Origin of the sequence: Streptomyces solicavernae (genome assembly GCF_029968095.1) — a bacterium.
Classification (GTDB): Bacteria; Actinomycetota; Actinomycetes; order Streptomycetales; family Streptomycetaceae; genus Streptomyces; species Streptomyces solicavernae.
Genome location: NZ_JASCIR010000001.1, coordinates 482,048 through 494,893, shown reverse-complemented (window position 1 = coordinate 494,893; position 12,846 = coordinate 482,048). Strand labels below are relative to the sequence as shown.

Here is a 12,846-nt window from a genome sequence, read left to right as displayed (position 1 = left end):
CTCTTCGTCCCCCGTCTCTATCGCTTCGCAGCGACGTTGAACTGGCCGTCGTTGAGGATGACTTGGTCGCCATCAAGGGTGATCTTCGCCCCGGCCCCGTTGGCGATCACCACGGTCTCCTTGGTGATCCGGATGTACGCGCCCCCCTGGGCCTGCAGCAGAATCCCCTGATCCGGACCGGCCGGATCACTCATCACGATCTTGTGCCCGCCGGGTGTCTGCACCACGACGGGCTTCACCTGCGAGCCGCCCTGCACGAGCCGCCGCGCGTCCGGCGGCAACTCGTCCTCCTCCCCGTACCAACACCCCGTCCAGATGGGAAAGCTCGGATCGCCCTGCTCGAACTCCACCCACACACCAGTCCCCGGCGTCGGCACCACGAACTGTCCGGCCTGCGGTCCGGTGAACGGCAGGCAGGGCAGCGCCCACGTCGACGGCTCGTCCCCGAGCACGTCCGGCACCTCGACGGTGACCCGCCCGATGTGCAGCGGATCGTCGTTGTCCACGACGCGGCCGCGGAACTTGCCGACGTATCGATTGCTGGGTGCGGCCATTTCTGGGGTGCTCCTGGTGTGTGCGGTGCGACTGGTCCTGGTCTGTTACGGCCGTACGTACGGGCTGCGCGCCTCCAAACCCTCCCGGCTGAGGGTGAAGTTCTGCTGGAAGGAGCCGGGGCGCAGGTTGTGCGTGACGGACTTGACGTAGTAGTCGCCGTCGTAGGCCCGCCCGGAGCCGCGTACGCCGACGAGCTGTCGCGGCTGGAGGATGTACCCGTGCCGGTTCACGTCGAGCGATCCGGAGCCGGAGATGACGTCGGCGGAGGTGGCGGCGCGGGCGAGGAGTTCGGCTTCGGCTTGTGCGCGTTGCTGCTTGGCCGTGCCGGAGAGTGTCCTGCGTTTCAGCGCCGGCGTCGGCCGCTTTCCGAGGGGCGGGCGCAGCGGGCTGATCGACGGCTGGGGGAGCAGGTCCGACTGCCGTGTCCCAGGGTTCTGCCAACGGGCCTGCGGCTCTTCGCGCGCGGTCCCGTCGTACGCGAACGTCAGCTGGTCGACCGTGGAGTTCGCGTCCATGTTGACGCTGAGCGCGTGCTGGCGAACGCCGAGGCGGATTTCCGGGCCCCAACGGGCCGAGGACTGACCCGGGTTGGGGCCCGGTTCCAGGTAGAAGGTGTAGCCGTTGGCGCGGGCGAGCTCGGTGACGTACTGCAGGTCGGTCTGCGTCTGGTAGTGCACGCGGAGGTCCTGGTGCGGGGGTTGGGCTATCTGCTCGGCGTACACATCGGGCCGAATGCCGTAGTCCGAGTACCGGCGCAGGATGGTGAGCACCCGCTCCGAGGGCGGCAGATTGGGGTATGGGGCGGTGCGCTCCTCCAAGTCCATGAGGAGGGTGAGGTCCTCGCCGGTGACGGTGAGCGTCGAGTTTCCGGGCTGGTTGCTGGCGCCGACCTCGTGACGGACGATCAGCCCGTCGAAGAGCACGTCGGAGGTGCCCCGCACGGTGACGGTGACGATGAGCCGCGTCTTCGGGTCGAAAAACCCCTCCGGGAGGAGGCGTCGGCTGATGAGCCCGTTCTTGGTGAGGTCGAAAGCGAGCTGGAAGCCGCTGCGTTCCCCCGCGGTCGCGGTGATCTGCGCGGACAGCAGGGCCTCGGTCACCTCGGCCGGGACGGGCCGGGCGAGCTTGGGCCCCATGGAGAGCGTGATGTGAACGGGGCCCTGCCCCACGGGCAGATCAAACACGCCGGTCACCCCTGCCACCGGCGAACCCTCCGGCGCGCGGGATGTCGATCCCGCGTCCGGCCCCGTCGGTCAACTCCCGCGGATCGAGTACGGGGTTGGCGTCGGTGATCTGCCACCACTGGCCGGGGTCGCCGAAGTAGCGCTGCGCGAGCAGGTCGGGCCGCTCCCCGGCGCCGACGGTGTGCGCCTGGACCTCGTCGTCGCTCTGATCGAGCGGGGGCAGCAACCGGCGCTTGGTGTACCGCACTTCGGTCCCGTCGGGTTGGCGGTGGATCCCTGTCTCGGCGTCGTGGTAGCGGCTGGTGCGCGGGTAGGGGTGAGCACCCGGTATCGCGTCCAGGGTGTTTTCGTACGGCTCGGTGTCGGCCATGTTGTTGTCCTCAGCCCCTTCCGGTCGCGGCGTTGCTTCCGGCGAGCCCGAGGGACCCCATGCTCCCGCCGCGCGCGGCTGCGGCGAGCCGCTCCTTCTGCGCGAGGTGCGCCATGTAGAGGTCAGCGCCGCGGTGTCCTGCGGGCAGATCGCTGACGGTGAGGATCTTCATGCCGATGCTGAGGGAGGCGCGGATGGGGTTGAGGTTCACGTCGAAGGCGGACTCGTTGACGGAGAGTTCGGTGAGCCGGACGGGCATGACGCGCTTGCTGCCCCAGGTGAACAGGGTCAACGGCATCTCGATCGGGCTGATCTCGATGGCTCCCTTCTGAGAGAGCTTCATCGCGGCACGAAGTTGGGCGGTGGTCGGCTGCACGAGCATTTCGAGCGTGGCGAGCTGCGGGTGAATGCCGTCGGGCGCGGCGATCTCCAACTGGTCGGTGGCGTCGATCTCCGCGGTGAACTTCCAGGTCTCCTGGGCGGGCCCTTTCAGGCGGAGCGCTTCGTTCCGATCCCCGCTGCCGGCGCCACCGCCTCCCGCGTCTCCGCCATCACCGGCGGACTGGGGGGAGACGCTGCGCTCCAGGGTGTCCGGGTTGAATTGAAGCACGATGATGCGCTGCGGCGAGCCGGTGTCGGGGTTGACCACGACTATTCCGGAGCGGATGGGTTTGGGGATGTCGGCGTAGCGGGTCATGCGCGCTCCCGGAAGCGGGCCTTGAGGTCCGAGTAGTCGTGGTCGGGGAAGAGTCGCGGAAATACGTCCAGCATTTCCTTGAGTCCTCCGACAATGGGTGTGAAGCCCGAATCTCCGAAACCTGCGTCACAGAACAGGTACTGCCAGCCGATGGCCCCCTTGGTTACCATCAGTGTATCCAGATAGGTTCCGTAATCGAGTTCCATCTCCATGGCGCCCTGCCGCATGTCGAAGAACCAGATCTCGGGGTCCGTGGTGCCGGGTGAGGCGCGCAGTCCGGCCATGCGTCCACTTCCCGTCCGAGGCGTGTTGTCGAAGATCCTTAACTCTTTATAGAGGTTGCGCTCCCAGTCGTCGGTTCCTTCCCAGGTGTGCGACATGAGCCTTCGGCTGTAGACGTGATTCAGCTGAAATTCGCCGACCAGTTCAGAGCCTTCTTCTGTCGATTCCCAGTATGCTGAAATTTTGTCAAATCGGAAGAAGTTTCGCTGGACCGCCGGGCTGAACGGCAAACCGTAGTCCTGGGCCAGGCTTCCGAAGACGTATTCTGGGTCATCCAAATATCGTGGTACCTCACCAAATTGAGTCTCCCATGCCGTGAGGTCGGAGGAATCGTGAATCTCTTTGAAAGTCTTTGCGCAGTACTCTTCGAACGGAAATTTCTGGTTATTGGCGTCGGGATCCATGAATCCTCACACTGTCAGTCTGACCTTCTTCTGCGTGATCAGCGCATCAAGTTTTTCAAGCATGTCGGACAGTCCGGGCATGAACTGGGGGCCGCGCCTCCTCTTCCAGGCGCGGAGGGTCGGTGCGATGTCAAGCAAATTCTTGAACTTCCCTTCCTCTTCGCGTGCATCAATGACGTGCCCGGCGAGTCTCTCGGAGCATTCGAGCATGCCAGCGATGGTTGTCGCACCAGCAGTGTTGATGAAGAGAATCCCCCCTTCGTCCTTGGTGGGTGGCTCAACGTTCCGATGGTAATGCTTCACCGCCCCCTTTCTCGCCCAGTCGCTGCGCTTTTTCCCGGTGCCACGGACTTTTTCGTACCCGCCGTATGAGGCGTAGATGTAGCTGGGGAAATCTATGAAGTCCTTGAGGCGTGAGTGACCGAACCGGACCTCCGTCTTGTACCAGATGATCTTTTGGTGCTCCGGGATGGCGTCGTAGGCCTGGTCCTCGATTTTCTGCCGGAATGGAATATTGGTCTGCGGGCCCCGGGCAGGTACGAGATTGTTACCAGTAGCCTTGCCGCCGATTCGCTCCGGGAGTAGGTGCATCTTCACCCAGGCAGAGTTCTCGCCCAAACCATTTTTGGAGATGTAGTCCCAACCCGGTGGCTGCCCCTTTTTTGCCTTGTAGGCGTCCTGGCCCGGACCGCCGAACACCGTCTTTGCGGAACGCCCAAGATACTCCGAGAAATGCCCTGCGGATCCGCGACTGGGCTTGACATCATGAAAGTCGGGGAACTTGGGGGCGGGGATGTCGTTGTACTCGCGCAGTCGTGCCGCCCGAGCGAACTCCTGCATCTTCTTCTTGAGGGCCAGCTTGCGGGGGTTGTACTTTTTCCTGTCGCTCTTACTTATTTGTGCTGGAATGCCCTTCTGGATTCTCTTGGCTCGGTTGTACCTGCCGGCGGCAGCCTTGAGATAGATCTCTTGGTTTTCTCTCTCAGGTGACGGTTCCTGTTTCCCGATATCCGCTCGCCATTCATTCAGGAACTCAGGCACCTCTTCCGGAATGCTGTGCAGGTAAAGACCTGCGTCTCTGCCGCGGCCATGGAACCTCAACATGTGCCGTTCCCCGTCGTCGGCATCGGCGAACGCCACATCTGGCAGATCGATTGGCACGGTCGCGTCGTCCCGGCGGTCCGTGCCCGGCCTGCGGGACCTGTCGTCGCGCATCCGGTCCCGCCGGCGTCGCCACAGGTCCTTGAGGCGACGCAACCGGTCGTGCAGACGGTTGCCCAGCTTGCGCCGGGCCTTGCCGTAAAGCTTGCTCGCGGCGCGCCGGGCCCTCTTTCGGGCCGACTTGACGGTCTGCCGGGCGCGCCGGGTACGTCGGCGGTCCTTGTCCCGTTTCCTGTCCGTGTCCCTGTCCCTGTCCCTGTCGCGGTCCCCGTCTTTGTCTCTGTCGCGACCCCTGTCCTTGTCTCTGTCCGTGTCACGGCGTCGGTCGTTCTTGTGGTCGTCGTCCGGACGTTTCCTGCCAGTCTCCCCGTCGTCCTTGCGGTCCGTGTCCGTACCGCGGCGGTCGGGGCGGAGAGTGTCGCGGGCCGGGCCGCGGCGCGCCGGGGCGTTGGGGCTGTCGTCCTTGTCGTCGCGGGTCCGCCGCTCCCCGTCCCTTATCCGCTTCCGAGCCGCGTTGACCTCGCGCCCCTCCTCGCGCCGCTCGTCGTCGTCCCGGCGTTTCCTCGACCGGGTCGTGTGCGTGGGCTTCTTCTCCGGTGACGAACGCTTGCCCGGGCGCGGCCGATCCGGTGGGCGGGACGTCTTGTCGGGCGGCGGCTTGCGCGTGGGTGGGGTGTCTGTGTCCTTGTCGCCCGGCTTGTCGGAGGACTTGTCGGGCGTGGTGCGTTCGTCGTCCTTGGACTCGTCACCCTTCGGCTTGCTCGGTGCGTCCGGTGGAGGAGAGCTGTCAGATTCGTCCGGCTTATCCTTCTTCTTTCGGAGGTCCTTCAGCATGCCGCCGAGTTTCTCGGCCACCTTGCCCATGAACTTTCCGACGCCCTCGATCAGGAACTCGTAGATCAGTTCAAGCAGGGCGACAACACCCGCCGCCACCGCCTTCGCGAAGGGCAGCGCGCCATTCCCGCTCTTGACCGACTTCAGGAAGTCCATGAACAGGCCGAATGCGGCGAGGATTTCGCTGAGTGCGCCCCACGCCGTCTTCAGGGCGTCGATGATCGCCATCACCCAGCCGGCACCGGGGATCAGTTTCGCGACGACCTTCTCCACGACCAGTACGCCGATAATGACCGGGAGTTGAGGCAGCGCCTCGTCCCACGCCATCTGAGCCATCTGCTCGACCGTCACCCCGCCGGAGATCAGCTCCTGGAAGTCCTCCATCGGGATCCCGACGATCTCCTGGACCTTCTGGTTGAACCAGGCCTTCACCGCGCTGGTGACCTCGTTGAACAGGTGCTCCTTGGCGCCGGTTTCCGCGGCGGCTCCGGCCTTGCTGATCCAGTCACCGGGGTCGGAGACGATGTCGTTGAAGATGGCGGCCCATTCACCAAGGCCCTCCACCACGGCGGCACCGAATTCCAGCGCACCGACGGCTGCGGTCTCGGCGACGTCGACGGCCGCCAGCATCCCCGTCTCCAGGACGTCGAGCCCGGCGAGCAGAGCCTTGCACAGTCCGTCGAGCAGCTTCCCGGCGATCTCCTTGAGCCCGTCCGCGAGCTGGTTGACCTTGTCCACAGCCCAGTCGCGCGCACCGTCGATCGTGTTGCGCCACTTGTCGCGCATCGCCGGGTAGTCGGCGAGGAGTTCGTCCCCGAGAGCGATCAGGGCGTCCGCGAACGTGTTGATCTTGTCGATCACCCAGTTGCGGGCGTCGTCGATGAGCTTGAAGACCTGTTCCTTGAACTTGTCGATGAGATCGGTGACGATCTGCCGCGCCTTCTCGAAGACGCTCATGATGGCGTTCCTGAGGTCCTCGAAGAACTGCTTCAGCTTCTCGATGGCCTCTTCGAGCCAGTTGTCGGCGTCGTTCTTGCCGTCCTCCTGCTTCTTCTCCGCCTCCTTCTCGGCGTTGGTCTGCTCGTCCGTGATCTTCTTGTTGTCGTCCTCGGTCCGCTTGTCGACGTCCTTGTCGGTCTCCTCTTCCTTGCCCTTGATGTCCTTGCGGACCTCGTCGTACTTCTTGCCCTTCTTGCCGTCGATCTCCGACGTCTTGTCGTCCTGCTCCTTGCGCCACTTGTCGCGGGAGTCGTCGATGTCGGAGCGGCCCTTGTCCCGCGTGTCGGCCTGCTGTTTGCTGCTCTTGTCGACCTCGCGCTTCAGGTCCTGATCGTGCTTTTTCCGGTCCTTCTGCGCCTTGTCGTCCTTGGTCTTGCGCTCCTGCGACATCTTCTGCCGGCCCTTGCTGAAGCCGGCCTGGATCTGCGGACCGCGGTCGTGCTCGGCCACGGCGGACGCGGACTCGATCGGAACCCCGCCACGGGACATCGTGCGCCCGGCTCCCTCGGCCTTCTTGCCGTCGCCGCCGGGCACCTTGCCCGTGAGGGTCTCCTTGGGCACATCCGGGTAGATCTGGTCCTCGCCCATCGGACGGGCCGCGTCCTCCCGGCCGGAGCGGTGCAGCTCGGCCTTCCGCTCGTCGAGTTTCTGGCTCTGCTCGTCGGTGCGCTGCGGATCGGAGTCGTTCTCCAGAGGCAACCGCGGTGCGTCGCCCACCTTGGTGTTCTGCAGGCCCTCGTCCGTCGTCGGGATCCCGAGGATCGAGTCGATCAGGTCGTCGAGCGGCAGGATTTCCTTGAGGAGCTTGCCGAAGAGCTGCGCACCCACGGTGACGGCGATGTCCCACCAGCTGGGCTCGGGCATATTCGCGCCCGGCACCTCGCCTTCCGGTTTCTGCTCGCCGGTGATCTCGGGCGTCTTGCCCGGTGCCGCGTCGGTCCGGGCCACCTTGGCGTTGGTGTACGTGCCAGGGGCTGCCGGTGTCGGACCGCCCGGCACCGTCCGCGGGGAGCCGGACGGGCGCTGCTCCTTCGGCGGTGCCTTGCGCAGCGCCGTACGTTCCTTGTCGACCGAGCGGCCGACGGCACCGTTCACGCCCTTCAGTGTGTCCAGCATCTGATGTGGCTTCAGGCCCGCGGCGGTCGCGAGTCCCGCCTCGGGTGTGGCATTCGAGACGTCCGGGGCTGCGTCCTTCTTGGGCTTCGCGGGCACCGAAGCACCCCGGCCGCCACCCCGCCCGTGGCCGGGAGCGGTAGCCGGAGCCGAGGCCGGACGTCCCCGTCCCTCGCCGCCTCCACGGCGGGCGCTGCGTGCGGCCTGCTTCGCGGCCTGCCGCTTGCTGCCGGACGACTTGGCGCGCGGTGCGGAGCCTGAGGGCCCTGATGCGGAGGGCTTGGGGGCATTCGTTCTCGCCTCAGAACGGGACATGGGGGAGGGGCCATTACCCGACGCCAGCTTCGGAGCTGAGGAGGGGCCTGGTGCGGAGACCCTGTCGGGACCGGTTTCGGGGCCGGGCGACGTGGCGTCGCCCTTGCCCTCGGTCACGTCCGTGTCTCCCGGAGTCGGGGCGGGGATGTTTCCCGGGGTTCCCGGGCCGGTGTCACTGCTACTGTCCCCCGCGGCTTCCCCCTGATCCGTAGGCTTCTCGGCACCCTTGTCGGCCGCGCTATTGTCGGCGCCGGAGCTCGGCCTCTCCTCGTTCCGGGCCGACTTCTTTTCCGAGGACTCACGATCCCCGGCACCCTCGTCCCGCCCCTCGCGATCCCCCTTGGCACCCGAGCCGGAGGCCGAACCACCCTCCTGGGTACGGGCGTCCTCGTCCGCCTTGGCCAGGCGCTCGGGCCCGGGCGACTCACTCACGGTCGGCGGAGCCACGGCTCCCGCATCGTCGGAGGCACGCGCCGCCTCGTCCGCCCGGCGGGCCTCGGCGTCCTCCGCGCGCTGTTCCGCCTGGTCCTCCTCGGCATCCCTTTCCTCGGAGTCCGCAGACGACGCTGTCGTGAGCCCGGACAGCAGCCCTGCCTCACTCGTCCCTTCTGCGACCCCGGGCCCGAGATCCTGCTCGGCGGAGGTGACCTCCCACAGTTCCTCGGCGGTCCTGCTCTCGGAGGCCGGCTCGTCCGTGCGGTCGGGGGCGCCATGGGACTCCTTGGGCTCCGCCGTTTCCTCGACGGGTTCCGGCTCCGAATCGCCCTCGACGGACGACATCCCGGGTGCCCGAGGTGCACCCCGCTTCCGCCGCCGGAACAGCCGCGGGTCGTCCGCGGTGTCCGCCTCGTTCAGGTCGGGCCCGGTGCCGGCCACACCGGAACTGCCCATCTCCTTGTCGGTGTCCGGCTCGCCCTCTGCGCCCTTTTCGGACACCGACTCCAGCCCCAGCGGTTCATCGTCGGCATCCTGTTCGTTCTCCGGATCGCCTGAGGTACGAGTCGGCCGGTTGTCACCAGTACGGGACTTCTCCCCGGGCTCGACGCCGCTCCTGTCAACGGGCGTCGGGGCAGGGGCAGTCCGGGCTGTGGCCGTGTCCTCGCGTGCCTGCTGCTCCGCTTCCTTCGGGGACTCCTCCCGGCGCTCCTCCTCCTGCTCTCCCTGCTCCTCTTCCTGTTCCCCCTGCTCCTCCTTCTTCCCAGGATCCGCAGCGTCCTTCTGCGCAGCCTCCCCGGCCTTTTCCTGCTCCTCCTGAGCAGCGGCATCCTGGACAGAGCTGTCCCTGTCTCCCTGCTGCGACTGCGACCGTTCCTGCTCCCGGGCCGCGGCCTCTTCCTGATCCTGCTGGTCCGCTTCCCCGGGAGATGTTGCCTGCTCGTCCTCGGCGGAGCTGTCGAGCTCCCCGGCCCCCGTTCGTCCGTCGCCGCCACCGGACTCCTGCCCGTTCGTGCCGGGCCCGCCTTCCCGGGGCTCGCTGGCATCCGGCTGCAGTTCGGCGCGCCCGCGTTCCTCGGACCGCTTCTGCTCGTCGGAGTGTTCGCGCTCCTCCGCGATCTCGTCCCCCGCCCCAGGCACAGCCAGCGGCGCCACAGCAGCGTCCACCGGTAGTGGTCCCGCTGCCTCCTTCTCATTCACGAGGTCCAGCACCTGGTTGAGGACCGGCGTGGGGAGCCGTACTTCCAGCTGGTCGAGGACGAGGTCCTGCACCTGGGAAGACATCTGGGCCAGTTGGAGCCGCACACGGCCCGAGCGGTCTTCGGGATCCCCGCGCAGGGAGCGCAGGACTCCGTTCGCGACGCGGTCGATCAGGGTCGCGGGGTCCAGCTCCTCCAACCGGCGCCGATCGGCGTTCACGGTCGCGTACCGCAGCCAACCGGGCGTGGCCTGCCCCTGCTCAACCTCCGCCTGACCTTCGGCCCTGCCTTCCGGTTGCTCCACCAGATCCCGCGCCGCCGAGTCCGCCTCCCGCTCGATCGCCTGTTGCGGCAGGCTCACCGCGCCCAGGTCGCGCCCGGCCAGCAGTGCGCCCAGGCCGTGCGGGTTCTGCACCGTGTGCAGGAGCTCGTGCGCGAGGAGGCGGCGGCCCTCGTCCGTGCCGGAGCGGAACGCGCCCTCGCGGAAGAAGATGTCCGTGCCGACGGCGACCGCATCCGCCCCCAGCAGCTCGGTGAGCACGCCCGCGTCCCGGTCCGTGTGCAGTCGTACGGCGCCCAGGTCGTGACCGAGCTGCTCCTCCAGCTCCCGGCGTACGCCGACATCGAGGGGCTGGCCCGCGCCGCTGACGATGTTCTTCGGGTCGGGTGCGCGGTTCTTCGCGGACTGTTCCTTGCGGCGCTTGCGCCGGCGTTCCGCGGCCTGCTCGGCGGCCTGGGAGTCCTGTGCGGCGGAATGCGTCATCGGGTCACCTCCCCGCGCCCCGAGAGCCCCGCGTGCACCGCGCGCGCCAGCTCCTGGCCGATGCGGCGCGCCGAAAGGCCGGAGGGGAGCGGCGGCAGACCCGACAGGGCGTCCACGGACACGCCCCCGTCCGCCGCCAACGGCACCCCGTGTTCTCGTACGAGACGGGTCAACTCCCGTTCGAAGGAGGCCGATACGCGCCCGGCGTCCACCGACGGGCCGAAGCCGTCCAGGACCAGTTCGCCGATGTCTACGCGGATCTCGCGCGGCTCGGCCGCCCGTGCCGGTGTGTCATGACGTGGTCCATTCGAACTATTCGGACCAGTCGGACCAGTCGGACCATTCGGACCGTTCAGACCGTTCAGACCGTTCAGACCGCTCGGATCGTTCGGATCAGTCAGCAGACCGTTCAGGCCGTTCAGGCCGTTCAGGCCGTTCACACCCATCCGCGGACCTCCGTCGGCGTCAAGGAGCGCTCCAGTTTCAGGTACTCCGTACGGGCCGCCGCCAGCATGTGCCGCATCTGCAGCCGGTCGCCCTCCTCGGCGGCGAGGAACGCGCCGGACAGGGCGATGTTGCGGATCGAGCCGCCCGCGACGGTGAGTTGGGCGAGGAGGTCCGGGTCGATGCCCTTCGTCGGGGTCTGCGGCGGAAGCACCCGGCGCCAGATCTCCGCGCGCTCGTGCTCGGCGGGGAACGGGAAGTCGACCACGAAGCGGATGCGGCGCATGAACGCGGTGTCCAGGGCCTTCTTCATGTTGGTGGTGAGGATCGCCAGGCCCCGGTACGCCTCCATGCGCATCAGGAGGTAGCTGACCTCCAGGTTCGCGTACCGGTCGTGGCTGTCCTTGACCTCGCTGCGCTTGCCGAACAGCGCGTCGGCCTCGTCGAACAGGAGGAGCGCGCCGCCGCGTTCGGCCGCGTCGAAGACCTTCCGCAGGTTCTTCTCCGTCTCGCCGATGTACTTCGACACCACCTGCGACAGGTCGATGACGAACAGGTCGAGGCCCAGCTCCTTCGCCATCACCTCGGCGGCGAGGGTCTTGCCGGTGCCCGAACCGCCCGCGAACAGGGCCGTCACGCCGAGACCGCGCCGCAGCGTCGCCGCGAAACCCCACTCCTGGTGCACGGTCGCCCGCTGCCGTACGTGGGCCACGATCTCCCGCAGCACGCCGGTCTGCCGCTCGTGCAGCACCAGGTCGCCCCAGCCCGCCCCGGGTTCGATACGGCGGCCGAGCTCGTCCATCCCGACCCGGGCCTCGTCGAGCGCGGCGCGCCAGGCGAGTCGCGCCGGGTCGGTCTCGTCGTCCCCGGCCATCCCCGGCGTGTCGCGGGCCACGATTGACGCGGCCGTCCGGACGACGTGCGGCGGCAGCTGGAACTGGGCGACCAGGGACCGCAGCTCGTGCTCGTCGAGGTCCGCCACCCCCTCGAACGCGCCCGACCACAGGCCGAGCTGCTCCTCGTCGTCCAAGTGCGGCACGGTCACGCGCTCGCCGCGCGCCCGGTCCGTGCGGCGCGGGTCGGGGCTGGACACGACCGTCGGCACGGCCGCGCCCGCGAGGAACGCGTCGGTCGCCGCGTGCTGGTCCCGGTCAAGGTCGCCGACCTCGACGAGCAGCGCGGCGGGCAGCAGGATCGCCTCGCGCTGCCACAGCCGGGCGAGCCGGTCGCGCTCGGCGGGATCGGTCGGGATGTCGTCGGCGGCCATCGCGTACAGGCCGAGCCCCGAACGGGCGGCCGCCGCCGCGGCGATGTCGGCGCGGCTGCGCAGGTCCCCGCCGACCAGCTCGACGAGCATCGGCGTGTCGGGCCGCGCCCCCGCCGTCCACGCCCCGGAGAGCCGGTTCGCGGCCAGGTCGTACGAGGGCGGCAGCAGGTCCGGCACCGGGGCGCGGCGCAGCTGGCCGTGCAGCCGGGCGTCCAGGTACGGCGAGTCGAGCAGGAAGTGCAGGATGCGCTCGTCGAGGCGAAGCCGGGAGGTGGTGAGGCGGGTCTCGTCCTCCAGGTCCAGGAGGCGCCAGCGGCGCAGCGGCGCCACCGGGGTCAGCGCGCTCCAGTGCGGCTCCGCGAGCGCGGCGAGCGCGAGCGAGTACGTCGGGTACGCCCGCTCCGGATCCCCGCTCGCGGCGGCACACCGGGCGGCCGCGGTCGGGTCCAGCTCCTGCGCGGCGGTGAGGAGTACGAGGTCCCGCTCGAAGGCGGACAGACCGAAGCAGGCGGCGAGTGCGGTGAGCGGGGCGGAGCCGCCGGAGGGGGCGGTTTCGGGGAGCGAGCCGCTGGTGGGGGCCGTTTCGGGGCGCGGGGTGTCGGGGCGCGGGGTGTCGGGGAGCGGGGTGTCGGTGGGCTCGCCGGTCCGGCCCTTGCCCTCCCGCGTGTCGCCGCCGCTCGCGCGCTCCGCGTGCGCGTCGACGCGCGCCAGCACGCGGGCGATCTCGGCGGACAGCGGCAGCGCGCCGCCGCCGCGTATGTGGGCCGCGTCGCCGCTGCCGCCCGCCGCCATGTCCTCACCTGCCCCGGAAGTCGCCACGCCGC

At 68.3% G+C, this 12,846-nt stretch carries 8 protein-coding genes; all 8 read right to left on the bottom strand.

Features of this window, described 5'->3' with window-relative positions; translation table 11 throughout:
• Positions 1-17: 17 nt before the first annotated feature.
• The 8 genes from QIS99_RS02235 to QIS99_RS02200 are packed head-to-tail and all read right to left on the bottom strand — an operon-like array spanning position 18 to position 12,814.
• Complete coding sequence (locus QIS99_RS02235; protein WP_282509769.1) at positions 18-554, bottom strand: phage baseplate assembly protein V; 537 nt, start codon at positions 552-554, stop codon at positions 18-20.
• A gap of 45 nt (positions 555-599) precedes the next feature.
• On the bottom strand, positions 600-1,739 hold the full coding sequence (locus tag QIS99_RS02230) for a hypothetical protein (protein ID WP_282509767.1): 1,140 nt from the start codon (positions 1,737-1,739) through the stop codon (positions 600-602).
• Positions 1,732-2,109 carry a hypothetical protein gene (locus QIS99_RS02225; RefSeq protein ID WP_282509765.1) on the bottom strand — a complete coding sequence of 126 codons (378 nt, stop codon included), beginning with the start codon at positions 2,107-2,109 and terminating at the stop codon, positions 1,732-1,734. The genes QIS99_RS02230 and QIS99_RS02225 overlap by 8 nt, the downstream gene beginning before the upstream one ends.
• A 10-nt stretch (positions 2,110-2,119) precedes the next feature.
• Entirely contained in the window at positions 2,120-2,806 is a 687-nt protein-coding gene (locus tag QIS99_RS02220; RefSeq protein ID WP_282509758.1) for a hypothetical protein, read from the bottom strand.
• Complete coding sequence (locus QIS99_RS02215; RefSeq protein ID WP_282509756.1) at positions 2,803-3,492, bottom strand: hypothetical protein; 690 nt, start codon at positions 3,490-3,492, stop codon at positions 2,803-2,805. The genes QIS99_RS02220 and QIS99_RS02215 overlap by 4 nt, the downstream gene beginning before the upstream one ends.
• Before the next feature lie 6 nt (positions 3,493-3,498).
• Positions 3,499-10,311 (bottom strand): eCIS core domain-containing protein, encoded by a 6,813-nt coding sequence (locus tag QIS99_RS02210; RefSeq protein WP_282509754.1) that lies wholly within the window; start codon positions 10,309-10,311, stop codon positions 3,499-3,501.
• The gene (locus QIS99_RS02205; protein WP_282509752.1) at positions 10,308-10,757 is read right to left on the bottom strand and encodes a hypothetical protein; all 450 of its coding nucleotides are present in this window, start codon (positions 10,755-10,757) and stop codon (positions 10,308-10,310) included. The genes QIS99_RS02210 and QIS99_RS02205 overlap by 4 nt, the downstream gene beginning before the upstream one ends.
• Positions 10,748-12,814, bottom strand: a complete 2,067-nt coding sequence (locus tag QIS99_RS02200) for an ATP-binding protein (RefSeq protein ID WP_282509909.1) — start codon at positions 12,812-12,814, stop codon at positions 10,748-10,750. Before QIS99_RS02200 ends, QIS99_RS02205 begins: the two co-directional genes overlap by 10 nt.
• Between the last annotated feature and the right edge of the window lie 32 nt (positions 12,815-12,846).